General features: G+C 47.9%; 22 protein-coding genes, 1 tRNA gene and 1 pseudogene. 13 read left to right on the top strand and 11 right to left on the bottom strand.

Annotation, left to right across the window (positions count from 1 at the left end; translation table 11 throughout):
- Positions 1 to 18 precede the first annotated feature (18 nt).
- Genes EK374_RS17175 through pepA form a run of 3 tightly spaced genes read right to left on the bottom strand, consistent with a single transcriptional unit; the run spans position 19 to position 4,882 of the window.
- The gene (locus tag EK374_RS17175) at positions 19 to 2,883 is read right to left on the bottom strand and encodes a valine--tRNA ligase (protein ID WP_127025764.1); all 2,865 of its coding nucleotides are present in this window, start codon (positions 2,881 to 2,883) and stop codon (positions 19 to 21) included.
- Positions 2,884 to 2,924: 41 nt separating this feature from the next.
- A complete protein-coding gene (locus EK374_RS17170; protein WP_127025763.1) occupies positions 2,925 to 3,374 on the bottom strand; it encodes a DNA polymerase III subunit chi in 450 nt (149 codons plus the stop codon).
- 2 nt (positions 3,375 to 3,376) lie between these two features.
- Complete coding sequence (gene pepA, locus EK374_RS17165) at positions 3,377 to 4,882, bottom strand: leucyl aminopeptidase (RefSeq protein WP_127025762.1); 1,506 nt, start codon at positions 4,880 to 4,882, stop codon at positions 3,377 to 3,379.
- Positions 4,883 to 5,085: 203 nt separating this feature from the next.
- Here pepA and lptF point away from each other — a divergent pair, with 203 nt between their 5' ends.
- Positions 5,086 to 6,195, top strand: coding sequence for an LPS export ABC transporter permease LptF (lptF, locus tag EK374_RS17160; RefSeq protein WP_127025761.1), 1,110 nt, complete (start codon positions 5,086 to 5,088; stop codon positions 6,193 to 6,195).
- Positions 6,188 to 7,252 carry an LPS export ABC transporter permease LptG gene (gene lptG, locus EK374_RS17155; RefSeq protein ID WP_127025760.1) on the top strand — a complete coding sequence of 355 codons (1,065 nt, stop codon included), beginning with the start codon at positions 6,188 to 6,190 and terminating at the stop codon, positions 7,250 to 7,252. Before lptF ends, lptG begins: the two co-directional genes overlap by 8 nt.
- A 74-nt stretch (positions 7,253 to 7,326) precedes the next feature.
- On the opposite strand, the gene EK374_RS17150 is transcribed toward lptG, so the two are convergent.
- Complete coding sequence (locus EK374_RS17150; RefSeq protein WP_127025759.1) at positions 7,327 to 7,824, bottom strand: RDD family protein; 498 nt, start codon at positions 7,822 to 7,824, stop codon at positions 7,327 to 7,329.
- Positions 7,825 to 8,152: 328 nt separating this feature from the next.
- Here EK374_RS17150 and EK374_RS17145 point away from each other — a divergent pair.
- The 3 genes from EK374_RS17145 (at position 8,153) to EK374_RS17135 (ending at position 10,502) form a co-directional block, all read left to right on the top strand.
- Positions 8,153 to 8,239: transfer RNA gene (locus EK374_RS17145), tRNA-Leu, on the top strand.
- A gap of 185 nt (positions 8,240 to 8,424) precedes the next feature.
- A complete protein-coding gene (locus tag EK374_RS17140) occupies positions 8,425 to 9,534 on the top strand; it encodes a DNA cytosine methyltransferase (RefSeq protein WP_127025758.1) in 1,110 nt (369 codons plus the stop codon).
- The gene (locus tag EK374_RS17135) at positions 9,534 to 10,502 is read left to right on the top strand and encodes an HNH endonuclease (protein WP_127025757.1); all 969 of its coding nucleotides are present in this window, start codon (positions 9,534 to 9,536) and stop codon (positions 10,500 to 10,502) included. The genes EK374_RS17140 and EK374_RS17135 overlap by 1 nt, the downstream gene beginning before the upstream one ends.
- A gap of 193 nt (positions 10,503 to 10,695) precedes the next feature.
- On the opposite strand, the gene EK374_RS17130 is transcribed toward EK374_RS17135, so the two are convergent.
- The 3 genes from EK374_RS17130 to EK374_RS20810 all read right to left on the bottom strand — a co-directional run bounded on the left by EK374_RS17130 (position 10,696) and on the right by EK374_RS20810 (position 11,627).
- Complete coding sequence (locus EK374_RS17130; RefSeq protein ID WP_127025756.1) at positions 10,696 to 11,106, bottom strand: DUF2787 family protein; 411 nt, start codon at positions 11,104 to 11,106, stop codon at positions 10,696 to 10,698.
- 62 nt (positions 11,107 to 11,168) lie between these two features.
- Entirely contained in the window at positions 11,169 to 11,342 is a 174-nt protein-coding gene (locus EK374_RS20815) for a hypothetical protein (protein ID WP_206099234.1), read from the bottom strand.
- 102 nt (positions 11,343 to 11,444) lie between these two features.
- Positions 11,445 to 11,627: a hypothetical protein gene (locus EK374_RS20810; protein WP_206099233.1), complete on the bottom strand. Its 183-nt coding sequence runs from the start codon at positions 11,625 to 11,627 to the stop codon at positions 11,445 to 11,447.
- Between the two features lie 435 nt (positions 11,628 to 12,062).
- Between EK374_RS20810 and EK374_RS17120 the strand changes: the two genes are divergently transcribed.
- The 3 genes and pseudogenes from EK374_RS17120 (at position 12,063) to EK374_RS17110 (ending at position 12,997) form a co-directional block, all read left to right on the top strand.
- The gene (locus EK374_RS17120; protein ID WP_127025755.1) at positions 12,063 to 12,317 is read left to right on the top strand and encodes a type II toxin-antitoxin system ParD family antitoxin; all 255 of its coding nucleotides are present in this window, start codon (positions 12,063 to 12,065) and stop codon (positions 12,315 to 12,317) included.
- A pseudogene (locus EK374_RS20805) lies at positions 12,310 to 12,614 on the top strand (type II toxin-antitoxin system RelE/ParE family toxin). The gene EK374_RS17120 and the pseudogene EK374_RS20805 overlap by 8 nt, the downstream one beginning before the upstream one ends.
- Positions 12,615 to 12,649: 35 nt before the next feature.
- Positions 12,650 to 12,997, top strand: coding sequence for a DUF3024 domain-containing protein (locus EK374_RS17110; RefSeq protein ID WP_127025754.1), 348 nt, complete (start codon positions 12,650 to 12,652; stop codon positions 12,995 to 12,997).
- A gap of 121 nt (positions 12,998 to 13,118) precedes the next feature.
- On the opposite strand, the gene EK374_RS17105 is transcribed toward EK374_RS17110, so the two are convergent.
- Positions 13,119 to 14,603 (bottom strand): serine hydrolase domain-containing protein, encoded by a 1,485-nt coding sequence (locus EK374_RS17105; RefSeq protein WP_127025753.1) that lies wholly within the window; start codon positions 14,601 to 14,603, stop codon positions 13,119 to 13,121.
- 636 nt (positions 14,604 to 15,239) lie between these two features.
- Between EK374_RS17105 and EK374_RS17095 the strand changes: the two genes are divergently transcribed.
- Together EK374_RS17095 and EK374_RS17090 are read left to right on the top strand one after the other, a co-directional pair.
- Complete coding sequence (locus EK374_RS17095; RefSeq protein ID WP_127025752.1) at positions 15,240 to 15,617, top strand: PA2779 family protein; 378 nt, start codon at positions 15,240 to 15,242, stop codon at positions 15,615 to 15,617.
- Positions 15,618 to 15,661: 44 nt separating this feature from the next.
- Positions 15,662 to 16,588 carry a PA2778 family cysteine peptidase gene (locus EK374_RS17090; RefSeq protein ID WP_233280275.1) on the top strand — a complete coding sequence of 309 codons (927 nt, stop codon included), beginning with the start codon at positions 15,662 to 15,664 and terminating at the stop codon, positions 16,586 to 16,588.
- 73 nt (positions 16,589 to 16,661) lie between these two features.
- Here the strand turns inward: EK374_RS17090 and EK374_RS17085 are convergent, their stop codons facing one another.
- On the bottom strand, positions 16,662 to 18,215 hold the full coding sequence (locus EK374_RS17085; RefSeq protein WP_127025751.1) for a methyl-accepting chemotaxis protein: 1,554 nt from the start codon (positions 18,213 to 18,215) through the stop codon (positions 16,662 to 16,664).
- Between the two features lie 382 nt (positions 18,216 to 18,597).
- Positions 18,598 to 19,494 carry a LysR family transcriptional regulator gene (locus EK374_RS17080; RefSeq protein WP_127025750.1) on the bottom strand — a complete coding sequence of 299 codons (897 nt, stop codon included), beginning with the start codon at positions 19,492 to 19,494 and terminating at the stop codon, positions 18,598 to 18,600.
- Positions 19,495 to 19,631: 137 nt separating this feature from the next.
- Here EK374_RS17080 and hutH point away from each other — a divergent pair, with 137 nt between their 5' ends.
- Complete coding sequence (hutH, locus tag EK374_RS17075) at positions 19,632 to 21,137, top strand: histidine ammonia-lyase (protein ID WP_127025749.1); 1,506 nt, start codon at positions 19,632 to 19,634, stop codon at positions 21,135 to 21,137.
- Positions 21,138 to 21,148: 11 nt separating this feature from the next.
- Positions 21,149 to 23,155, top strand: a complete 2,007-nt coding sequence (locus EK374_RS17070) for a urocanate hydratase (RefSeq protein WP_233280274.1) — start codon at positions 21,149 to 21,151, stop codon at positions 23,153 to 23,155.
- Between the two features lie 82 nt (positions 23,156 to 23,237).
- Here the strand turns inward: EK374_RS17070 and EK374_RS17065 are convergent, their stop codons facing one another.
- A complete protein-coding gene (locus tag EK374_RS17065) occupies positions 23,238 to 23,630 on the bottom strand; it encodes a RidA family protein (RefSeq protein ID WP_127025748.1) in 393 nt (130 codons plus the stop codon).
- Positions 23,631 to 23,813: 183 nt separating this feature from the next.
- Here EK374_RS17065 and EK374_RS17060 point away from each other — a divergent pair, with 183 nt between their 5' ends.
- Entirely contained in the window at positions 23,814 to 24,401 is a 588-nt protein-coding gene (locus EK374_RS17060; RefSeq protein WP_127025747.1) for a TetR/AcrR family transcriptional regulator, read from the top strand.
- Positions 24,402 to 24,470 lie beyond the last annotated feature (69 nt).

Below are 24,470 nucleotides of genomic sequence, written 5' to 3'. Positions count from 1 at the left end.
TGGTGTTGCTGTGAGTAGTTAAATCGCAGCTATTTGTGCTTGCTGAGCTTTTAACTTACTGATCGCTTCCAAAGCTTCAGCCAGTTTTTCACGCTCTTTCGCCAGTACTGCTTCAGGCGCTTTAGCCACAAAACCTTCGTTCGCCAGTTTACCGGCCACACGGTCATGTTCCTGCTGAGCTTTTTCCAGTTGCTTGGCAATACGGGCCAGTTCAGCTTCTTTGTCGATCAGGCCTGCCATAGGGATCAGAATATCCATCTTACCCAACAACTGAGCAGCACAAGCTGGGGCTGTGTCGCCATCGGCCAATACAGTAATGGCTTCTAACTTGGCCATATTCTGCAGGAAGGCCATATTGCTTTGTAAACGGCGGCTGTCGTCTGCTGTCAGGTTGCGCACCAGTACAGACAATGGCTTGCTTGGTGCTATATCCATCTCACCCCGTACGTTACGGATAGCAACGATAAAGCTCTTCACCCATTCCAGATCGGCTGTAGCGGTTTCGTTGACCAGCGCCTGGTTAAATTCAGGGTAAGCTTGCAGCATAATGCTGTCGCCTGGCTTGATATCGCTTCTGATCATGGGCGCAACACGCTGCCAAATCTCTTCTGTGATAAACGGCATGATCGGGTGCATTAAACGCAGCAAAGATTCCAGTACTGTCAGTAAGGTATGACGGGTACCACGCTGCTGAGCTTCGGTGCCTTTGAATAGTACAGGCTTAGTCAGTTCTAAGTACCAGTCACAGAACTGGTTCCAGGTGAATTCGTACAGCGTATTGGCCGCCATATCAAAACGGTAGCTGTCTAAATAACCGCGGAACTGACTGATGGTTTGCTGGTACTGACTGATGATCCACTGATCGGCTAACGACAGCTCCATCTCGCCGCCTGCAACACCACATTCTTTTTCTTCGGTCATCATGGTGACGTAACGGCTGGCGTTCCACAGCTTGTTACAGAAGTTACGGTAACCGTCTAAACGTTTCATATCCCAGTTGATATCGCGGCCTGTAGAGGCCAAAGCCGCTAAAGTGAAACGTAAAGCGTCAGTACCACTGGCTTCAATACCTTCAGGAAACTGCTTTTTAGTCTGGTTGCCAATTTTTTCGGCCAGCTGCGGTTGCATCATATTGCTGGTGCGTTTCGCCAGCAGGTCGTCCAGACTGATACCGTCAATCATATCCAGCGGGTCAATCACGTTGCCCTTGGACTTGGACATCTTGTCGCCGTTTTCATCACGGATTAAACCTGTGACATACACCGTCTTAAACGGCACTTGCGGCTTGCCATCTTCATCTTTGATGAAATGCATCGTCATCATAATCATCCGGGCAACCCAGAAGAAAATAATGTCAAAACCAGTGACTAACACGTCGGTTGGGTGGAAGGTTTTTAAGTCTTCGGTATTGTCCGGCCAACCTAAAGTAGAGAAGGTCCACAGCGCTGAGCTGAACCAGGTGTCCAGCACATCGTTGTCCTGACGTAAAGTGACAGAGTCGGCCAGGCTGTGCTTAGCACGCACTTCAGCTTCATTGCGACCAACATAGACTTTGCCTTCAGCATCGTACCAGGCAGGAATACGGTGACCCCACCACAGCTGACGGCTGATACACCAGTCCTGAATGTCACGCATCCAGCTGTAATACATGTTTTCGTATTGTTTAGGCACAAACTGAATGTCGCCGTTTTCCACAGCTTCAATAGCGGTTTTCGCCATAGGTGCAACACGCACATACCACTGGTCTGTCAGTAAAGGTTCAATTACCACGCCAGAACGGTCACCGTACGGCAGGGTGTTGTTGTGATCTTCCACTTTGTCTAACAGCCCAGCTGCATCAAAGGCCGCTACTATGGCTTTGCGCGCTGCATAACGCTCCAGGCCCTGGAATTCAGCCGGGATCAGGGTGTTATGGGCCGGGTTGGCTTCGCCATTCGGGAAGAAACACTCGCCTTCAGTGCGGATAGTGGCGTCCGCTGTCATCACGTTGATCATCGGTAACTGATGACGTTTACCAACTTCGTAGTCGTTAAAGTCATGAGCTGGCGTTATTTTTACGCAGCCTGTGCCTTTGTCTTTATCGGCGTGTTCGTCGGCCAGAATTGGAATACGGCGGTTCACCAGCGGCAGCAGCACTTCTTTACCGATCAAAGATTGATAACGCTCATCGTCCGGGTTGACCGCAACACCTGTATCGCCCAGCATAGTTTCCGGACGGGTAGTGGCCACTACTATGTAGTTTTTGCCATCTGCAGTCGTCACACCATCAGCCAGCGGGTAACGTAAGTTCCACAGGTGGCCTTTTTGTTCTTTGTTTTCTACTTCTAAATCAGAAATAGCCGTATGCAGCTTCGGATCCCAGTTTACCAGGCGTTTGCCACGGTAAATTAAGTCGTCCTGATACAAGCGTACAAAAACTTCCTGCACCGCGTTCGACAGGCCAGCGTCCATAGTGAAACGCTCTTTGTCCCAGTCGACTGAGTTGCCTAAACGGCGCATTTGTTCGGTGATGGTGCCACCTGATTCGGCTTTCCATTCCCATACTTTTTCAATAAAAGCTTCACGGCCCATGGCATGACGGTCTGGTTTGCCTTCGGCTGCCAGTTTACGCTCAACCACCATTTGCGTGGCGATACCAGCGTGGTCAGTCCCTACTTGCCATAAGGTATTTTTACCCAGCATACGTTTGTAGCGGGTTAAGGCATCCATAATAGTTTGCTGGAAGGCATGGCCCATATGCAGGCTACCGGTCACGTTTGGTGGTGGGATCATGATGCAATAAGCACCATTGCTGTTGTCACCACTTGGCTTGAAATAGCCTTTGCTTTCCCATGCCTGATACATGGCTTGTTCAACTTGACTCGGGTTAAATGTCTTTTCCATCTTCGTTACCTGAAACTCTCACTAAAAACGCAGGCCGGCCATCAGAGCTGCACTGTTTGCGGGGTTAACCCCGACTGGCGATAAAATTTAAATCGTTCCCGCGCCTGAACCTTAAGCAGTTCTTCGGCTGGAACAAATTCGATAATTTGTTGAAAACGCTGACTAAAAGGCGGCACTGTTGCCGACAGGTTAATTAAAACCGGCCTCGCGTTGCTTGGAGGCAGCCAGCTGATTTCTACCGGAGCGCCTCGTGCAGGGCCTTCGCCCGCCAGATTGTGTGGCACAAAACGCTCTGGATCAAAGCGCCATAATACCTCATCCAGCAGTTCGGCGTCCGCCTGATTTTGGCAGAACACAAAAACCCGCTGTCCGGCCTGATACAAATCGGCGCAAAGTTTTGCTGCTACATGAAAAAAAGCTGGCTCTGACGCCAGCTGTGATTCAGCTTCTGCTGCCTGTTCCGGCAGCAGATAAAAACTGACTTGAGGCACTGTTATCCCTCGATGTCGGTTCCGACACGGTTAATTAAAAACTGGGTCAACATAGCCACAGGGCGGCCTGTTGCACCTTTGTCTTTACCACCACTGCGCCATGCAGTGCCGGCAATATCCAAATGCGCCCAGTTGTATTTACGGGTGAAGCGCGACAGGAAACAAGCGGCGGTAATAGTACCGGCGGCACGGCCACCTAAGTTACTGAAGTCCGCGAACGGGCTTTCCAGTTGATCCTGATAGTCATCCCACAACGGCAAACGCCAGGCTCTGTCACCACTTTGATCCGAGGCATTTAAAATTTCATGCGCCAGCGGGTTATGGTTACTTAATAAACCTGAAGCATGTTTACCTAAAGCAATGACACAAGCGCCTGTTAAAGTCGCTACGTCTATCACCACATCCGGGTCAAAACGTTCAACATAAGTTAAGGCATCACACAGCACTAAACGGCCTTCGGCGTCTGTGTTTAATACTTCAACCGTCTGGCCAGACATAGTAGTTAAAATGTCACCAGGGCGATAAGCGCGGCCATCCGGCATATTTTCAGCGCCAGCCAGCACTGCCACCATATTCACGGGCAGACCTAAGCTAACCACGGCATGCATAGTTCCCAGCACTGAAGCTGCGCCACACATGTCGTATTTCATTTCGTCCATCGCATCGCTTGGCTTGATGCTAATACCGCCTGTATCAAAGGTTAAACCTTTGCCGACTAACACCACAGGCGCGCTGTTATCCATGGCGCCGTTGTATTTAATCACCGCCATTTTGGCTTCGTTTTCTGAGCCACGGCCAACAGCAAGGTACGAATGCATACCCAAAGCTGTCATTTCAGGCACACCCAGCACTTCGACCGACACTTTGTCGTGTTGTGCTAACGCCACGGCCTGATCGGCCAGGTAAGCCGGAGTACAGATGTTTGGCGGCATATTCGACACGTCTTTACAGACCTTAATACCAGCGGCCACAGCTAAACCATGTTCAACGGCTTTTTCGCCTATGGTTAAATCGCGACGGGTAGGCACGTTAAAGACAATTTTACGCAGCGGGCGACGGGTTTCGTCTTTGCGGCTTTTTAGTTTGTCGAATACGTATAAGCAATCTTGGGTGGTTTCCACCGCATGACGTACTTTCCAGTAGGTGTCACGGCCTTTGACATGCAACTCAGATAAGAAACACACAGCTTCCATTGAGCCGGTTTCGTTTAAGGTGCTGATAGTTTTGGCAATGATTTGGCGGTACTGACGTTCGTCCAGCTCACGCTCTTTACCACAGCCCACCAACAGTACACGTTCACTCAACACGTTAGGCACATGGTGCAATAACAACATTTGGCCGGGTTTGCCTTCTAAATCGCCCCGACGTAATAAATTGCTGATGTAGCCTTCGCTGATTTTATCCAGCTGTTCGGCAACCGCTGACAAGCGGCGCGGCTCATAAACGCCGACAACGATACATGCACTTCGTTGTTTTTCCGGACTACCGCTTTTTACGCTGAACTCCATGCTCACTCCTGATTCTAAGACTTCCGGCCACTATACCAAGTTAGTTCGGTGTTACAGTGGGCTTCTTTGTGATGATATTTTGTCCTGCTTTATAAAAAAGCTCGGATTTATCGCCACTTTAGTCAATAATAATTGCTGTAAATATCCAGTTTACTTAAAAATCGTCAGGGTTCCAGCAAAAAGACAGGTTTTAGGGGGCATTTTTGATTGTTTTTCGTTATCTGATTGGTGAAGTGTTTAAATCCCAATTGGCGGTCTTCCTGATCCTGATCACTATTATCATGAGCCAACGCTTTGTGAAAATTTTGGCTGACGCTTCAGATGGTGATATTCCGGGTCAGTTAGTGCTGACCATTTTGTCATTAAAGCTGCCGCAACTGGCCGTAGTTATTATTCCTTTAAGTGCTTTTTTGGGCGTATTAATAGCCTATGGCCGAATTTATGCCGACAGCGAAATGACTGTGTTACACGCCACCGGCATCAGCGAATGGTATGTCACCCGCTTAACATTGCTCTTGTCTTTAGTGGTGGCGCTGGGCGCAGGTTTTGTTACTTTGTATTTAAGCCCCTGGTCTATAGAACGTGAATACCAGATTTTAGAGCAAGCCGAAGCCGACTCTGGCCTCACCAGTTTAGTTCCTGGGCGTTTCCAGCAAACCTCCAATGAAAAAGCTGTGGTCTTTGTGCATGAGATCAGTCGTGACGGCGGCCAGTTAGAAAGAGTATTCCTGGCACAAACTCCGGCAGAAGCAGGCGGCCAAACCTCTATTGTTTATGCCGAATCAGGCAATGTAAAAGAAGACGCCAGCGGCGCCCAGATGCTGGAACTCAACAGCGGTCGTCGTTATGCCGGTGAAACCAGTTCTCCAGCTTATGAAGTGGTGGAATTCGGTAAATACCAAATCCAAATTCGTGAGCAGCAGGTAGAACAAAAACGTCGTAAGTTATCCAGTTTACCAACGACTGAGCTACGCAAACAAACAGGGCCAGAAGCTGCAGCTGAATGGCATTGGCGTATCGCTATCCCCCTGTCTATTCCTATTCTGATGCTCATTGCCGTGCCGCTGAGCAAGGTGAATCCGCGTCAGGGTAAGTTTGGCCGTTTATTACCTGCTTTGGCGTTGTATCTGCTGTATTACATGCTGCTGATTGGCTGTCGCTCGGCTATTGAAGACGGTACTATTCCACAACAACTGGGCATGTGGTGGATCCACGCGCTGGGTCTTATTTTTGGCATAATCATGTTGGTTAAACACCGTACCCTAGGCCAGAAGTTCAAAGCATTAATCACAGGGCGCGCATCTCATGTTTAAGATCCTCGACCTGTATATAGGCCGCACCATATTAACCACAGTGCTGATGACAGTGACTGTGCTGATGATTTTATCTGGCATGTTCAGGTTTATCGACCAACTGCGTTTAACAGGGCGGGGCGATTACGACTTGCTGTCGGCTGGTTTATTTACCTTGTTCAGTGTGCCCGGCGACTTAATTTTGTTTTTCCCTATGGCGGCGTTAATAGGCGGTTTAGTAGGCTTGGGCATGCTGGCGAGCAACAGTGAATTGGTGGTGATGCAAGCGGCGGGTTTATCGCGGCTCAATATCATCAACTCGGTGATGAAAACCTCTTTGCTGATGATGCTGATCGTGATGCTGGTGGCCGAATTTGGTGCGCCTGTCGCTGAAAAAACCGCCCGTGAACTGCGCACTAAAGCCATATCAGGCGGTGATTTAATTTCAGCACGCCAAGGTGTATGGGCCAAAGACGGCGATCACTTTATTAATATTAAACAGGTCGATGACTTCGGTAATTTAACCGATTTAACCATTTATGAGTTTGATACAGACTTAAAACTTCAGGCTATTGTCAGTGCTAAAACCGCAGTTTTTGTCAGCAATTCCTGGCGTTTAAGCGACGTCAGCCGCTTGCATTTTCGCGATGACAGAGTGGAAAAACATCAGTGGCAGGAACAACGTTGGCGCTCTACCTTAACACCAGACAAATTGGGTGTGGTGTCGGTGAAGCCCGAGTTGTTATCCCTCAAAGGTTTAACCGACTACATTGATTATCTGGAGAGTAACCAGCAAGACAGCAGTAAATTCGAGTTGGCATTCTGGCGCAAGGCGACGCAGCCTTTAACCATTATTGCTATGTTGCTGGTGGCATTGTCCTTTATTTTCGGACCACTGCGCAGCGTCACTATGGCGGCCCGTATTCTGATGGGTATTCTGACTGGCTTCGCGTTTTATATGAGCGACCAGGTGTTTGGTCCTGTGGCTTTGGTCTACCAGCTACCGCCTGTGTTTGGTGCAGTTTTACCTTCGGCCTTGTTTATAGGGCTGGCGATGTATTTATTGCAGAAGAAATAGCGAAGCTTGTTGCTCTGGATATAAAAAGGCAGAACTGAATTCTGCCTTTTTATATCTGATTGTGCGGTGCTGCTTTAGCCCGCTTTATGATGTAAATTCAACGCTTTGCTTTCATCTTTGGTCAGCTTTACCACTATGGTGTCTGTGACCTGATCCTGCAGCGCTAAGCCTTTGCCCCAGCGGATCCACAACCAGAAGTTACCCAGGCCCAACAAAGACACCGGTAAACGCAGCGCTGCTTGTTTTAGCGTGATGGGAGAGCCATCGGGTTGGATCAACAAAATACGCCAGGCGCGCATGCCAAGGGTTTGTCCGGCTTTGACCCAGAAGTAGAGGTAAAACCACAAAAACACTAACAGCGAATACAGCTGAAACCAAATCGCATGTTTTTGAATAAAATCAGCCTGATCCTGATAAGCCGCCAGTGAAACTAAACCCAGCTTATCCAGAATAGTCACCAGCAACAGCGCCAGACCCATAGCCAGCATCCAGAGCGCTGCTAAAATCAGCACGTCATAAACAATAGCCGCTAAACGGCGGAACAAACCCGCCTTCGGAGATTCGTGATACATCAGTGTGTCCTGACTTTTATTGATTCTGTAATTGGCGCTAAGTGTATCACGCAGCTTTGTTTTTTCGAAACTGCTGCAAAAATGCGCAACCAGACAGCCAGCTGAAACTTTTGCTTGCGCCACGCCATTCGCTTTGTATAATGCAAGCGTTTACTTCTGTACGACCCCTCAATGCCTGGGTGGCGAAATCGGTAGACGCAGCGGATTCAAAATGCAAAGCGTCTGAGAAAGTGGTAGACATAACTCATTGAAACGTCTACAGTTCATGAGTTATTAAAAATGCGAATCTGATGCAAAGATTTGCAAAGTTTTAGAGCATGTCCCCTATGCCTAGGTGGCGAAATCGGTAGACGCAGCGGATTCAAAATCCGCCGTTAGAAATAACGTGTCGGTTCGAGTCCGACCCTAGGCACCAATCACTGCTGCTCAAATAAAAATTTCTCTTTCATACAATCAGTTACTAACAGTATTTTGAATTCCCTAATTAATTCCTGTATTTATATACAGTACTCTGCTATTTTAATTCTTGAATAATCGTAAATCCAAGAGTTACATTAGTTTGGTTTTGCCAAGTATAGCGTTGAATTAGAGACTCAAAAAATGACTACAAAATACAGATTACTCGACTTGTTCTGTGGTGCCGGTGGCATGACTCTGGGATTTGTCGGGCAACAGTTTTCAGGGCATTTTGAGAGTGTATTTGCCATCGATAATGACAAGGCAGCAGTTAATACATACAACGCCAATTTTAGTTCAACCAATCACTGTGTTAATGCAAGCATCGAGGATTGGTTAGCTGAGTCAAAAGTACCTCAAGCTGATGTAATTATCGGTGGTCCTCCATGCCAAGGATTTAGCTTACTTAATAAAAATCGAGACGGAGATCATCGACGAGCCCTGTGGGAGCCCTACATGGATATTGTCGAACAATCAGGTGCTTCAATTTTTGTTATGGAGAATGTGCCTGGGTTGCTCAAAAGTCCCGAGTTTGTAGATATTGAAAAACGTGCGGATGAGCTAGGTTTTGACATTATTACACCTGCGGTATTGAATACTGCAGACTACGGTGTGCCACAAACCAGAAAAAGAGCCATTGCTATAGGGATCAAGCGAAGTGATTTTGTGGGCGCAGCTTTGCCATCATTTCCTCCAAAACCTTTATTTGCCTCTCCTTCTACTGAATCAAGCTTGCCTGCTTGGCGTACAGTTAAAGATGCAATCGCTGATTTGCCAAAAAAACCACATGGAACAGACATCAGGCATGATCAAAATCCACCTTTGAATCTTCATTTTGGTCGGACCCCAACTGATGTAAGTCTTGAACGCTATAAAGCGGTTCCTGTCGGTGGGAATCGTTTCGATTTGCAGAGAAATAGGCTCGATCTGACGCCAAATTGTTGGATTAAGAAAACGTCTGGCGGTACTGATCTATTCGGTCGGTTATGGTGGGATCGGCCTTCAGTTACAATAAGAACAGAATTTTTCAAACCAGAAAAAGGGCGCTATTTACACCCTGATCAACATCGCCCAATTACCCATCGTGAAGCTGCAAGATTGATGTCTTTCCCTGATGATTTTATTTTTACAGGGACAAAGATTGAAATTGCACGCCAAATTGGTAATGCTGTTCCTCCAGTATTTGCGGCTAAGTTAGCCGATTATGTTTCTGAATTACTCTTGAATAGGGTGAGAAAAGCAAAGGCAGCTTAATGGCTAGACGTTCTAAACGAATGGATGCAGAAAAACTTAGATCAGAAGTTGTCCAACTGCTCACCAATTTTCAGAGTGTTCTTGAAGGGGGGTCTCTACGCCAACAAGTTTTGGCATTGATTCCAGCCAGCGAAAAATTTCGAGACTTGGGTAGTTCTCTTGTCAAAGATGAGGATGCTAACTCGGCAAGAGATCGCATTTTGGCTTACATCCGCCGTTATCCTCAAACGTTGATTGCAGGTACCGAGCTTGCTATCGTTGCTGGTATTAGTGAATATCCACGCCGAATTCGTGAGCTTCGTGTCGAGGCTGGTTGGCCTATCATCAGTGGGAAGTCTCTTAAAAGTATAATTGCCGATGATGATCAGTTTTGGGATCTGGATGTTTCCAAGATAAAGCCTGATACCTACTTTTTGTTGGAAGATGAGCAGGACCGTGATGCAGCCTTTCGCTGGAACACTGCGAATCAGATTAGAAAGCAAAAGATATCGGTTAAAGACAAATTGCTTACGTACTTCAAAGCAAACGTCGGTAAGCACGTTACGGGAGAGGAGCTTCAGTACTTAGCCTCTGATAAATCAGAGTGGGCTAGAAGGGTTAGAGAGTTGCGTACTGAAGAAGGATGGCAGATTTTAACTAAGGCTTCTGGAGCGTCGGAGCTCCCAGTCGGCGTATACATTCTTGCAACTGAGGTTCAGGCAGAGATTCATGACCGCCGGATACCCGATCCAGTTAGGATTGCAGTGTTGGAGAGGGATCATTTTGCCTGTAAATCTTGCGGTTGGACTATATCTAAACGTCACCCATCGGATAAGAGAAGCATGTTGGAGCTACATCATCTAAAACATCATGTCGAAGGTGGCGAAAATACTGCGGATAACCTAATCACTCTTTGTAACATCTGCCATGACGATGTTCATAGAGGAGGGATAACTGAACCGGCCTTGCAGAAAATGATGGGCTCTTAGCCCACTCGGTACTGAGCGATTTTATTCTGTTGGCAAGTTATCGATAGCCTGTTTTGCTTCTTCCAATGCCGCTTCAGTTGTAAATGCAAGGCTCGATGTAAATGGTGAAGCCTTTGTATTCCTCTTCAAACGATTCCATCATTTTTAAAATCCAATAAAATTCACATATTTAAGTTCGGCATTAAGGTATCTGCTAAGCAGACACCTGACAAGTGTAAACGTCAAACTCGCTTCGGTAACAACAAAAATTCTGCTCCCACACCGGATAGATGTCTAATGCCTCTTCTATCCGGTAATACCCGTACAGGGTCTGAAACACGCCCGCCCCAAAATCAAAATCCAAGTCTTTGACCAGTTCAGCATAGGGACCGATATCCGCATAACAAAAGTCGGTGATGTACAGCATGTGCCATTCATCGCCTTTGCGCTTTAGCATGATCTCAACCGGATGGTAGCCACCCTTTTCTGCACTGTAGTCTGGGTCCCTGAAATTAAGGGTAACGCTGGTTTTATTGGTGAGGTCTTTGCCCTTCAACGCCTCTTTGATGAGGTCTGTCAGTTTATCGCTTACTGCTAATGGCAGGTTGGTGGTGTTGATGTTCATTGTGGTACTCCTAAAAAGCACAAGGCCCGCAGTGAGTGCAGGCCTTGTTGGTTGATCATGGGTTAAACGGTTTTCTTGGTTCTGTTGCGGACCTTCGGCGCTTTGGGCGGTGACAGCGCCAGAATGTGCGTGTCCAGCTCGCCTTTCTCCACGGCTTTGATGATGGTGCCAATCACATCCAGCAGTTTGTCTTTGGGGCCAACAGCAATCGCAGTTTTGCCTTTTTCCAGCTCCATGGATTTCAGGCCAACCTTGATCTCAAAGTAGTAGTGTTCGTTGGCTTCGTAGTATCAAGGCCGGACAGCCTTGCGTTTACGGATGGTTTGGCGCTCTCAGGTTTAGGGATGTTTTACCACCTTTTCTTTAAAGGCTTCGAAGGGCTCCCCAGCTAACATGCACTGCACCATGGCCAGCTGTTCGTCCAGCCGTTCTATCAGCTTCATGCGTTTGCCTAAAATTGGTGGCTTAGGCTCGATTTTTGGACGGTCGATCACCTTGAGAGAACTCAATAATGTAGTCATAACATTCACCTTGTAATGTGGGTGTCAGTGCTTAGCGGATAAAGCCAATGCCTGACGAGGGGTGCTTGCGTTGGTTTTCGTCTTTCAGCAGCAGAAGTGCCGATTGGCGAGGGTTTGAATTGGTATCGAAGTTGAGGCGTCTTGCGAGAATTGCAAAATCGCCTGGGGTTAAGTACTTGAGCGCAGTCAGTCTTTCGCGCTCGTCCGTAGACAGTGTTTTGACGCTCAGAACACGCTTGTAGAGCGTGATTGCTTGCTCAGCTGTCAGGTAGTCACACTCAAGCTTAAAGTCAAAGCGGCGAAGTACAGCTGTGTCGAGCGACTGGTCGATTCAATCTGCTATGTTGCTGATCGATACTTGCACTGGATTTTAAATTGCGAAGTGCGTGATATGCGCATAATATGCATCTATGACGTTATTGTCTGGAGGCTGAAATGAACATCACATTAGGCACTGAGTTTGAAAAACGTATTCAGGAAAAGGTTGCGTCTGGCATGTATACCTCAGCCAGCGAAGTGATACGAGACGGCCTTCGTTTACTGTTTGAAAAAGACATGCTGAAGCAGCAACAGCTGGACGTTCTGCGGCAGGAAGTGGCGAAAGGTTTTGAGCAGTTATCAGCAGGTGAGCAATCGTCAAAGAGTGTGTTGGATATTTTTGATGAAGTGAATCGAAGCCTGCATGGCTAGTTACCGGCTCACACGGTTGGCCGAAGCAGACATTCGTGAAATCTCCGCAACAACGATCACCAATTGGGGCAGCTTACGGGCCAGAGCATATTTAGAAAGCCTGGACAAAACGTGCTTACGCTTGCCCAAAATCCTGAGTTAGGTCGAGAGCGGAGTGAGGTTTATGCCGGTGCACGTAGCTTTCCATCCGGCAAGCACGTCATTTTCTACCGTGCAGCTGCCCAAGGTGTCATTGAAATAGCTCGGGTACTGCATCAGCGTATGGATCTGCTGAGTCAGTTCAGCGACGGGTTCTGAGTTATCCTAATCTATTGAAAAGTTTGAGATAAAGCATGGCATTTAGCGAATTTGAGCAATTCCGCATTGAAAAAGCGATTGACGCTTTTATGAAGCAGCGTCGGCCACGGCCAGACATCCGGCATGAATTTGATTTATCGGCCAAGATAGAACGGCAGAGTCTGGTGCTTTATGAGGTTCGTCCTGACTGGCAGAACAAAACAGAGATCCACGAATATCCCTTTGCTAAGTTGACCTATGTGCGGACTCGGAATAGCTGGAACATCTTCTGGATGCGCGCCAACCTGAAATGGTACGGCTACGAGCCGGAGCCATCAGTGCGAACCATAGATGAAGCACTAAGAATCGTTGCAGAAGACAAGTTCGCTTGTTTCTTCGGTTAATACCGCTCGATCAGCCAATTGCAGTTTTGGGGCTTAGGTAGTAGTAATTTGCATGTTACTTTCAGCAGCATTGCGAATCGCCACCAATTAACTAAACACTCATTAATCTCGTTGACATGAGTTACTTCACTTTCTTAGCCGGATAAGTATTCACCCCCTTAATCAAAGCAAACCCCTTCACCGCATTTTTAGCATCTGTTTCAAAGCGGATTGTGGCATCCGGGGCTGTCAGGAAGAAGCTGGATTGTGCTTCGCGGTGTAGTTCGAGGCGCTTGGCGCTGATTAAATTACTTTGGAAATACAGGCGGTTGCCTTCGGCTGTGATAGAAGCGGGTTTATCTAACAGCAGGTATTCGCCTACTAATTGTTGGTTCAGTGTTGCGTCTGAGGCTATGGCTGATTTTTCTGTCACCTTAAAGTCAGGCCAGTTGTATTCGGCAGCAATACTGGCAAATATTTCCTCAATTAATGCCATGCCATTGTCGCTGTTGGTCAGTACTACTGCGCCCTGGCCGGTTTTTGTGTAGCCGAACAACAAGGAGCGGAAGCCGTCATTTCCACCACTGTGGCTAAAGCTGGTTCTGTCTGGTTGTTGTTCAACAAAGAAGCCAAGGCCGGTTTCACCTAAGCCGCGGGTTAACATGGTTTTGGTCATTGGGCTGGAGAGTATTTTGTTAGACGTTCCAGCCTCTGACTTTTGCACTTCCATAATGATTTTTGCCAAATCCGATGCTGTGCTCCACAGGCCAGCCGCTGCCAGTTCAGGGTTTTGGTGCCACAAGCCGGGAATGGCTGCACCGCTGCCGTTATGTCCTGCAGCCGCATTATTACGCTGCTCTTTCGGTAAGCGTGCTGTAAAGCGGCTGTGCTGCATATCTAAAGGCGTGAAGACGATGTCTTGTAATAGCTGCGGAAATTCCTGTTGGCTGGCTTCCATCATCTGCAACTGGATGATGCTGTAGCCCCCACCTGAATAGCTCCACTTTGTGCCTGGTATGGCTTCAACACGCACTGGCTCCGTATTGGCCGGGGCTTCCCCCTTCAGCACTGCCAGCAGGCTTGGCACTGTTTGAGTCATTTCATAGCCATGAAAACCATGCACATTGACGCCACCACTGTGGTTTAGCAACTGTCGCAGGCTGACTTTATGCTCTTTAGTGAATTCATTGTCAGGCAGCTTCCAGCTTTTCAGTTGGTTATTTATATCGCCATCCAGTTTGAGTTTTCCTTGCTCAACCAGATGTAATGCCGCCATGGCGCTGACTGCTTTGCTGATGGACGCAGTTTGAAATAAGGTGGTTGGCGTGGTGTGTTCAGTGCTTCCTGTGACATTCACTCCATAAGCACGAGCCCACTCCAGTTGACCATGGTTTACAACTGCAATGCTTACGGCAGGTACTTGATGATAGTGCATCCGATCTGTAAGCCGCATTTTTTGCGCTGATGCGCCTTTGACAACCACTGAAGTCGAAAGCCCTTGTTCTACACGGCTGATTTTCTCATTCAGCGCGGTCGAATCCGAACCGGCTGCAAAGGCTGCCGCTGCATAGGCGCTACATAGCACAAGGAAGATCTGAGTTTTACGCAGTAACTTAGGTGCAGGCATAACGTGGTCGTCCTTGAGTTAGCGGCCAGGAGGGGGGGGCTAACAAGTTAATTTTCTTCACCTTATTGAAAAGCCGCTTTAGTTGCAATGCTCAAGCTGTAAGCAATGATTTCTTAAATAGGTAAAACCAAAGTAGCTCAAGCCACTTGCTCATCCTGGCCTGTGGCTTTAGTCTGTACCCGTATCTTGATTTTCGACCCACCTAAGTTGAAGTGACTTAACAATGATGTTGCAGTTGCAGAGCATGGAGTGCTGATGGCTCGCAGAAAGAAAACTAACTTTTTGGAAGACTTATTTAATCTGGCTGCCGCTTTGCCTTGGTGGGTTGGAGTTACGCTGGCTGTTATTGTGTTCTGGTTTCTCGATTCGCTTGCCGCCCAGCCTGTTCCCGTTGTCACAAAGGGGTTAGAGATGCGACCGCAGAGCTGTCCCTGAATACATAAAGCCGTGCAAATATACTGCGCTAGTGCTCTGGCGGCTTTACCCATGATGGAGATTACCCCCATGAGCTTTATTTGCGCATAACAGTCATATGCTTTACTCTTCAGGACAGGTGAAGCTTAACCAGTTAGTGCTTTGAATTTTATCTAAAAACGGTTTTTTCCATAAAAACAACGAGCTTAAGGATAAATAAATATGAATAAATTTTTAAAAGCCAGCATCCTGTGTCCGCTGTTCATTCTGGGTATGAGCCAGGCGAGCGCCGCTGTAGTAAGTTCAGAACAAGTGATTGCTCATCAGCAGTTCAACTTCAATAAAGCGCAGGTATTGTCTTTTGTTGACAGCACCGAAGTGCAGAACAAACTTGTTGAACTGGGTGTCAGCCCAGCTGATGCCAAACAACGTATCGCTAACATGACTGCCGAAGAGCTGAATGCGCTGAATACGCAGATGAACGACATGCCAGCTGGTGGTGTGGTTGGTGCCATAGTCACTGTCTTAGCCATCATTGCATTGCTGGATTTATTGGGTGTCACAGACGTTTACCCTTTTATCAATCCAATTAACCGTTGAGTTTGCTGGTTTTACTACGACAAGTCTGCCTTCTGGCGGGCTTGTTGATTTTACTGACAGGCTGCCAAACGCCGCCACAAACTAAGTTGTTGCTGGCACAGCCTCCTGCTATTGCCCGTCAGCATTTGATCCCGCAGGTCCCTTTTTATCCGCAGCAAGAGTATTTTTGCGGCCCAACAACCTTAGCTGAAGTGGCTGGTTTTTATGGGCTAAACAAAGACCCTGTCACTATAGCGCCCGCTACTTTTATTCCCGGTTTACAAGGCACGTTGCAAATTGAAATGGCCGCAGCAACACGACAACTGGGGCTACTTGCTTACGCACAGCGCGGCACTATGAGGCAATTGTTAAGTCTGGTGGCAGAAAACATTCCTGTGATAGTGCTGCAAAACAACTCTATCGCCTGGTATCCACAGTGGCATTATGCGGTGGTGATTGGCTATGACCTGCACAGCCAGGAAGTTATATTGCATACAGGGGTGACTGAAGCCTATCGGCTGGACTTCTCTACCTTTGAACGCACCTGGGCGAGGGGGAGTTATTGGTTGTTAGCCATGTTACCCCCAGGCAAAAGTAGCTCGCAGCTTGAGCCTTTTATTTACACCAAAGCCAGTCAGGATTTACTCACTACACAACAGGTCCTTAGCGGTATTGCTGCGCTAAAAACAGCGACCACTCAGTGGCCAGATTATTGGCTCCCTTATTTTTTATTGGGTAATTATTATTTTTCCAGCAAGCCTGCAGAAGCGGCCCGCTGGTTTGAACAAGGTCTGCCTTTTGCACAGCAGGAAATAGCCTATCTGAACAATTACGCTGTGTTGTTAAGCGAGCAAGGCTGCAAGGCAAAAGCAACCACACTGATAGAAGCAGCGCTGCAGCTGTCGCCCCGTGACAGCAATCTGCTGGATAGCCAGCAACAAATTAACAGCTCGAACAAGGCAGAACCTGCTGCTGGTTTTCAATGTCAGTGACGGACAGAGAGGCGTGAGTCAGCCTGAACCTCTTTCATCTGAGCGTTCAGGGTGGGTATGACTTGCCTGGCCTCTAGCGTTTGAACCGTACTACCAGTTCGTGTAATTCATCTGCAGTGGTTTTTAGCACAGTAATAGAATCAGACGTGTTATTTGCACTGCCCGAGCTGGTTCCTGCCAAATCAGAAATATTCACGACTTGCCTGTTTATATCATCGGCTACATTAGCCTGTTCCTCCACTGCCGCAGCCATTTGAGTCGACATATGAGTTATTTGTTCGACAGCCTCTGATATGCCATTAAGCATCTTGCCACTCTCCAGCACTTTTAACAGGCCTTCGTCTGCGGCCACAGTACCCAGTTTGGCAGTGGTGACAGCATTTTCAGCCTTAGAGGTTAACTGCTGCACAATAGAGTAAATCTCACGGGTTGAATCCTGAGTGCGTTTGGCCAGGTGACGAACTTCGTCGGCGACCACAGCAAAACCTCGTCCTTGGTCGCCGGCTCGTGCCGCCTCTATGGCCGCATTCAAAGCCAGTAAGTTGGTTTGATCGGCAATTTGTTCAATGATTTGAGCAGCCTGAGCTATGAGTTTGGTTTGCTCGGACACCTCTGCTACTGAGGTACTGATATCCGACACTGTATCTCTGAGGTTTTGGATCGATTGTCGGGTGACCTCGGCCACCTGATTGCCTTTGATGGCTAAACCATTGGCGACATCGGCGTGAGACGCTGTATCAGACACATGCTTAGAGACTTCCGCTATGGTTGTGGTCATCTCATTCATCGCTGTTGCCACCTGAAACGTTTCAGCTTGCTGCCTTTCTATGGCGCTGCAGGTTTGTAACGTGAGTCGATGGCCTTGTTCTGATTCTTTGGCAACATGAAGTGCCGCATTTTCGATACGGGTAATTACAGCCCCCAAATGGGCAGCCTGACTTAACATCGCCACTTTGAGCATGCCAAGAGTGCCATGAGAATCTGTATAGGTTTGTGCCGCCAGCTCATGCGAAAAACTACTTGCCAGCATATTATTGAGCGATTGGAGAGTGCGTTGGTTTTTCAGGGAAACCAAAACGGCATAAATTAATACAGAAGGCACAATTAGTAGTTCAGACAAGGTCTGAAAGCCAGCAAGAAAGAGAGTTGTACACAACAGCAGTGCAGCTGCCAGTACCCAGTTTGTTTTCGATATTAGAGGGGCTTTGGTTAAGGCTTTGCCGGCATTAATTTTTGCATACGCAGCTTCCGCTCTGGCTACATCCTCTCGCTTAGGACTGGAGCGCACAGATTCATAGCCAATAATTTTGCCTTTCTCAGTGATTGGCGTGACATAGGCATCGACCCAATAATAATCGCCATTCTTGCAGCGATTCTTGACCAGCCCCATCCACGCTTTTCCTGCTTTCAGATGCTCCCACATAACCTTAAATGCTGCCGTGGGCATTTCAGGGTGCCTGACAATATTATGTGGTTGTCCAATCAGCTCGTTTTTTTCAAAACCGCTGATTGCAACGAATGCGTCGTTGCATTCCATAATAGTGCCTTGGGTATCTGTCACAGAAATCAGTTTGGTGGTATCAGGAAAGGTTTTTTCGTTTCTTGTTATTGGTTGGTTGTTTCGCATTAGTCCTACTCTTTACAACATTAGTTTGAGCTAAATCAAGGCAGTCTAATAGTGGATGAAATGATAGTGCTAATTAAATTTATGTATTTTGAAAAAAAAGATCAGCAGTAATAAAGTCTGTAATCAATAAAGGTAATATGTTGTTTTTTATGTACTTAAAGCGTTGCATTCGTGTTTTTGGAAAGTGATTTTTAAGTTTTTTGTCGGTGATAGCGAATTCTATGCAATAGACTTGTGTTACCGGATAAATGTCAGGATAGCTGATTGCGCCGCTGGCACAGGCAAATGCCGATCCTGTGGGGTACTGCTAATTCGTTCCTTCTCTGTTTCATTTTCTGCGGCGGTAACAGGGATTCTTGCAGCTTATTACCCTGGTTAATATTCAGTCCCGGTGACATCGCTGTACCTCCTCAATAGTGGCCTTGGCCAGAGGTGAGCTGCTGTTGCTTTTTGACGTGATTAGCACCACCGGAATTTGGTAGTTGTATTTTTCCGGCTGAATGGCGCGAAACAGGCCTTTTTCTACCCAGTAGCTGGCGTAATGTTCAGGCAAATAACCAATAAACTTACCGGATAAAATCAGGTGGGCTATACCTTCGTCATGGTAAGCGCTGGCACTGTTCTGATAGTTCAGGCCGTCGTTGCGGATCTCTTTATCCCTCATGTAGTTACTGGTCACCACTTCGGCCTGGGCCAACAATCTGCTGCTGTCCTTGGCAACGCAGTCAAACAGAGCATGGCCGGCTGCGCAATACAGATAGTTGGTTTCCGGATGCAGCGGCTGGTAATGCAGGCCACGGATATGATGACGGCTGACGCCAATGCCGACTAAAGAGCGGCCATTGGCAACTGCTGTTTCTACTTCACGCGCTTCACACACATGAATATCAAACTGCAGATTGCTGCTTTTGTTTTTCAGCGCAGCTATGGCTTTGGCGACACCACAACGTGGATCGCTGATCAGCGTATCAACAATGGCAATAGTGACACGGCCCGACAAGGTGTGTCTGGAGCCTGCCACTGTAGCTGCGAAGGATTCACATTGCTGCAGCAGTTGCAGAGACGCCTGATAGGTTACCCGGCCAGCATCAGTCAGCTCAAAACCGCTGCGGCCGCGTTTACACAAGGTCACACCTAAACGAATTTCCAGATCGGACAAATGGGCGCTGATGGTGGATCGGCCAATATTTAGCCTGGATTCGGCTGCCGACAAACCGCCGGATTCCACTATGGTGACAAAAATTCGCAGTAAGCGTAAATCAACGTCCTGGACTTGCATAAGGACTCACTCTTTAGTTCGATAATTCCGGAATAAGATACGGTTATTATGTATTTATAAAACATCAACAGCAAGCTAGCATTAGCTTATCTCTGGCCTTTAAGGCTCAAGCACAGCAACAGATAGAGGAGTAGAAGATGGTGTTTAATTATGGCATTGACCGTCTTGACCTGGACACAGTACAAGCTATTGCAGAAGGCCGTATTCAAGCGCAGTTAAATGCTGAAGCTATAGCAAAAATTAATCACAGCCGCAGCTGTGTCGACCAAATGGCGGCTTCAGATAAAGCCATTTACGGCATCAACACGGGCTTTGGTCCTTTATGCGACACCCAGATTTCACCGGCTGAAACCGCGCTGCTGCAGAAAAACCTGCTGATCACTCATGCGGTTGGTGTAGGTGAGCCTATTGCCAAAGCTATTTCTAAGCTGATGCTGATCACTAAAGTGCATGCACTGAGCCAGGGCTATTCTGGTGTGCGGCTGGAAGTGGTTGAGCGTATGCTGAAATTTATTGAGCTGGACCTGATTCCTGTGGTGCCAGAACAAGGTTCGGTTGGCGCTTCAGGTGACTTAGCGCCGCTGTCGCATTTATTCCTGCCACTGATAGGTGAAGGCGAGTTCTGGCAAGGTAAAGAAAGTATTCAGGCCGCTGAAGCTTTACGTCAGCATGGTTTAGAACCACTGGAACTGCAGGCCAAAGAAGGTTTGGGTCTGATTAACGGCACTCAGTTTATTCTGTCGCACGGTATCACTGCATTGTCCAAAATGCGTTACCTGCTGGACTTAGCTGATGTGGCGGGCGCTATGAGCATTGAAGGTATGCAGGGCAGTGGTTCACCTTTCCGTGCTGAATTGCATCAAATCCGTCCTTTTGCCGGTAATATCGAAGTAGCAGCGCGGATGCGCCGGCTGTTTAAAGACTCAGAAAATATGGCGTCGCATTTTGGTTGTGCCAGAGTGCAGGACCCTTATTCACTGCGTTGTATACCGCAAGTGCATGGCGCGTCACGCAATGCCTATTACCATTTAAAAGAACTGGTTGAGATTGAGATGAACTCAGTCACAGACAACCCAATCGTCATCAGCGCTGAAGAAGCCTTGTCCGGTGGTGGTTTCCATGGTCAGCCTCTGGCGATGGCACTGGATTACACTTCGATAGCAGCAGCTGAGCTTGGCAATATTTCTGACCGCCGTTGTTATTTGTTACTGGAAGGTCTACATGGTTTACCACGTTTGCTGACCAAAGCCGGTGGTTTAAATTCCGGCCTGATGATCCCGCAGTACACTACGGCAGCATTGGTGACAGAAAACAAATCTCTGTGTTTCCCACCATCTGCTGACAGTGTGCCGACTTCTATGGGCCAGGAAGACCATGTGTCTATGGGCAGTATCTCGGGTCGTAAGCTGAATCAGATTTTGGGCAATCTGGAGAAAATCCTCGCCATTGAACTGATGTATGCGGCACAGGCTATTGAGTTCCGTCGTCCTCATACCTGTTCAGATTTAATCGAAGAAAATCATGCCATTATCCGCGCCAAAGTGGCCAAGCTGGAAGAGGATCGTCTGTTAAAGCCGGACATTGATGCGATGATCCAGCTGGTTCGCAACCAGGCTTTTCATGTCGCTTTTGCAGTGAACTAACAGGGAGTGCCATGATGATGACGTTTCAGGATCAGATTAAACAAGGTATTCCGGCTGTATTGCCTGCGGCTAAAGCTTATCCGTTGGATGCCAACCGTGCGCCAAAACGCAAAGACATTTTAACCAAAGCAGAAAAACAGCTGGCGGTACGTAATGCGTTGCGTTATTTCCCAAAAGAATGGCATGCCGAACTGGCGGCTGAATTTGCGCAGGAACTGAATAACTTTGGCCGTATTTACATGTATCGCTTTAAGCCGGAGTACGCCATTAAAGCCCGTGCTATCAGCGACTACCCGGCCCGGTGCCAGCAAGCTGCCGCTATTATGCTGATGATCGACAATAACTTAGATCCAGCCGTGGCACAGCACCCGGAAGAGCTGATCACCTACGGTGGTAATGGCGCTGTATTTCAGAACTGGGCGCAGTATCGCTTAACCATGAAGTACTTAAGCGAAATGGCTGAAGACCAGACGCTGCATATGTACTCTGGCCACCCTATGGGGTTATTCCCTTCATCCGTTGAAGCACCGCGGGTGGTGGTGACCAACGGCATGATGATCCCGAACTATTCCAAGCCGGATGACTGGGAACGTTTTAATGCCCTGGGTGTGACCCAATATGGCCAGATGACGGCCGGTTCCTTTATGTACATTGGCCCGCAGGGCATAGTGCACGGCACTACCATTACAGTGATGAACGCCTTCCGTAAAGTGCTGCAAAAAGGTGATACACCCAAAGGTAAAATTTTCTTAACCGCAGGTTTAGGTGGCATGAGTGGTGCGCAGCCTAAGGCGGGTAACATAGCTAACTGCATTACGGTTTGTGCTGAAGTTAATCCAAAAGCTGCCATCAAACGCCATCAGCAAGGTTGGGTGGATGAGCTGATTGATAACATGGACGCTCTGATTGCCAGGGTGAAACAAGCTCAGGCTGGCAACGAAGTAGTATCTATTGCTTATATCGGCAACGTAGTGGATGTATGGGAAGCCTTTGATCAGCAGGGTATTTTTGTGCATTTGGGCTCAGACCAGACCTCGTTACACAACCCGTGGTCAGGTGGTTATTACCCTGTTGGCATCAGTTATGACGAAGCCAACAGGTTAATCCGCGAAGAACCGGAGCTGTTTAAAGCCAAGGTGCAGGACAGCTTAAAACGTCACGCTGCTACAGTGAATAAACACACAGCCAAAGGCACTTACTTTTTTGACTATGGCAATGCCTTTTTACTGGAAGCGTCCCGCGCTGGTGGTGATGTAATGGCGGCCAACGGCATCGACTTTAAATATCCGTCTTATGTGCAGGATATTTTGGGCCCTATGTGTTTTGACTATGGTTTTGGCCCTTTCCGTTGGGTCTGTACTTCAGGCAAAGCGGACGATCTGGATAAAACCGACGCCATAGCTGCAGAAGTGCTGAAAAAAATCATGGCAGAATCGCCGGAAGAAATTCAGCAGCAGATGCAGGACAATATCAGCTGGATCCTGGATGCCAAACAAAACAAATTAGTGGTAGGTTCACAGGCGCGCATTTTATATGCCGACGCTCAGGGCCGCGCTGAAATTGCTGCAGCCTTTAACCAGGCCATAGCCCGTGGCGAGATAGGCCCAGTAGTATTAGGCCGCGATCACCATGATGTCAGTGGTACAGATTCACCTTTCCGTGAAACCTCGAACATTTATGACGGTAGCCGTTTTACTGCGGATATGGCTATTCATAACGTCATAGGTGACGGCTTCCGCGGCGCCACCTGGGTGTCTATTCACAACGGCGGCGGTGTTGGCTGGGGTGAAGTGATTAACGGTGGTTTTGGTATGTTGCTGGATGGTTCAGGTGAAGCGGAACGCCGGTTAAAATCCATGTTGTTTTTTGATGTCAATAACGGCATAGCTCGTCGTAGCTGGGCGCGTAACAAAGAAGCCGATTTTGCCATCCGCCGTGAAATGGCGCGCTCTCCTAAGTTGCAGGTGACGCTGGCCAATACCGTCGATGACGAGCTGTTAAATCAACTGCCGTTTTAACTAAGTGTGACAATACGAAACAACAGCAGCAGGGGTATGCCTGCTGCCGTTGTTTAATCCAGAGTCCTTTGTTTTTCCCGCATCAGGCCGGAATTCGGGCTATCACTTTAATCTCAAAATCAAAGCCGGATAACCAGGTCACCCCAACAGCTGTCCAGTTTGGATAAGGGGGAGCACCAAAGATCTTCTGTTTAACTTTCATAATGCTGCCGAACTGATGTTGTGGATCGGTATGAAAAGTCGTGACATCGACAATATCCTCAAAACCACAGCCCGCAGCAGCCAGCGTTGCTTGCAGATTGTCAAAGGCTAATTCTACCTGGCGCTCAAAATCTGGCTCCGGGCTGCCGTCCGCATGACTGCCAACCTGGCCTGATACAAACAATAAATCGCCTGAACGTATAGCGGCCGAATACCCATGCTCTTCATAGAGTGCATGTCTGTTGGCAGGAAAAATGCTTTCTCTTTTGATCATGATAGAGCTCTCTTCGTTGGATGGACTGCATGGCTGCAGATCGCAGTGTGGGCACTGTACAATCCGCATAGTTTTAATAGTCCTGTATGTTGAATTGGTTTAACATACGAGGCGTATGTAGAATATCTCGCATACGCTTCGTATGTCAAGTGGCATACATGGCGTATGTGAAAGGAGTTTCAGATGAGCATCCGATTAACCAAAATGGCGGAAAACCGCGAAAAGCTGATTGCAGCGGCACGAAAGGCCTTTGCTGAGCAGGGGTATGCGGCGGCCTCTATGGATCATTTAACCGCTGAAGCTGGCTTAACCCGCGGCGCGTTGTACCATAATTTTGGTGATAAACGTGGTTTGCTTGCTGCTGTGGTGGACCAGATAGATTCTGAAATGGCGGACTATGCACAGTCTGTTGGAGCCAAAGCAGCAGACATCTGGTCAGGTTTATTGGCAGAAGGTGCGGCTTATATAGAAAAAGCTTTGGACCCTGAAGTGCAGCGCATTGTATTGCTGGATGGCCCTGCAGTGTTGGGTGACCCGTCGCAGTGGCCAAGTCAAAATCGTTGCCTGCAGGCGACCAGAGCTAAGCTTGAGCAGTTGATCGAGCAAGGTATTGTCAAAGCAGTAGATCCGGAAGCCGCTGCTATGTTGTTAAACGGTGCGGCATTAAATGCGGCGCTTTGGCTGGCATCCAGTAAAGATCCTCAGACCATGCTGCCAAAAACACTGGACGCTTTTAATATGCTGGCTTCAGGTTTTCTGAGCAAAGGTTAAAACAAAGGTTAACACCAAGAATCAAAAGGGCGGAATACAAGGCTATACATTTTTCCAGTCTTGCTGTTC

Source organism: Rheinheimera mangrovi (assembly GCF_003990335.1).
GTDB classification, from domain to species: domain Bacteria; phylum Pseudomonadota; class Gammaproteobacteria; order Enterobacterales; family Alteromonadaceae; genus Pararheinheimera; species Pararheinheimera mangrovi.
This window is presented reverse-complemented; position numbering and strand designations above follow the sequence as displayed.

Excerpts from the sequence above, each read along its gene's own strand:
- EK374_RS17175 (WP_127025764.1), bottom strand. The coding sequence starts at position 2,883 with ATGGAAAAGACATTTAACCCGAGTCAAGTTGAACAAGCCATGTATCAG.
- pepA (WP_127025762.1), bottom strand. The coding sequence starts at position 4,882 with ATGGAGTTCAGCGTAAAAAGCGGTAGTCCGGAAAAACAACGAAGTGCA.
- lptG (WP_127025760.1), top strand. The coding sequence starts at position 6,188 with ATGTTTAAGATCCTCGACCTGTATATAGGCCGCACCATATTAACCACA.
- EK374_RS17150 (WP_127025759.1), bottom strand. The coding sequence starts at position 7,824 with ATGTATCACGAATCTCCGAAGGCGGGTTTGTTCCGCCGTTTAGCGGCT.
- EK374_RS17140 (WP_127025758.1), top strand. The coding sequence starts at position 8,425 with ATGACTACAAAATACAGATTACTCGACTTGTTCTGTGGTGCCGGTGGC.
- EK374_RS17135 (WP_127025757.1), top strand. The coding sequence starts at position 9,534 with ATGGCTAGACGTTCTAAACGAATGGATGCAGAAAAACTTAGATCAGAA.
- EK374_RS17130 (WP_127025756.1), bottom strand. The coding sequence starts at position 11,106 with ATGAACATCAACACCACCAACCTGCCATTAGCAGTAAGCGATAAACTG.
- EK374_RS20815 (WP_206099234.1), bottom strand. The coding sequence starts at position 11,342 with ATGGAGCTGGAAAAAGGCAAAACTGCGATTGCTGTTGGCCCCAAAGAC.
- EK374_RS20810 (WP_206099233.1), bottom strand. The coding sequence starts at position 11,627 with ATGACTACATTATTGAGTTCTCTCAAGGTGATCGACCGTCCAAAAATC.
- EK374_RS17120 (WP_127025755.1), top strand. The coding sequence starts at position 12,063 with ATGAACATCACATTAGGCACTGAGTTTGAAAAACGTATTCAGGAAAAG.
- EK374_RS17110 (WP_127025754.1), top strand. The coding sequence starts at position 12,650 with ATGGCATTTAGCGAATTTGAGCAATTCCGCATTGAAAAAGCGATTGAC.
- EK374_RS17105 (WP_127025753.1), bottom strand. The coding sequence starts at position 14,603 with ATGCCTGCACCTAAGTTACTGCGTAAAACTCAGATCTTCCTTGTGCTA.
- EK374_RS17095 (WP_127025752.1), top strand. The coding sequence starts at position 15,240 with ATGAATAAATTTTTAAAAGCCAGCATCCTGTGTCCGCTGTTCATTCTG.
- EK374_RS17085 (WP_127025751.1), bottom strand. The coding sequence starts at position 18,215 with ATGCGAAACAACCAACCAATAACAAGAAACGAAAAAACCTTTCCTGAT.
- EK374_RS17080 (WP_127025750.1), bottom strand. The coding sequence starts at position 19,494 with ATGCAAGTCCAGGACGTTGATTTACGCTTACTGCGAATTTTTGTCACC.
- hutH (WP_127025749.1), top strand. The coding sequence starts at position 19,632 with ATGGTGTTTAATTATGGCATTGACCGTCTTGACCTGGACACAGTACAA.
- EK374_RS17070 (WP_233280274.1), top strand. The coding sequence starts at position 21,149 with ATGATGATGACGTTTCAGGATCAGATTAAACAAGGTATTCCGGCTGTA.
- EK374_RS17065 (WP_127025748.1), bottom strand. The coding sequence starts at position 23,630 with ATGATCAAAAGAGAAAGCATTTTTCCTGCCAACAGACATGCACTCTAT.
- EK374_RS17060 (WP_127025747.1), top strand. The coding sequence starts at position 23,814 with ATGAGCATCCGATTAACCAAAATGGCGGAAAACCGCGAAAAGCTGATT.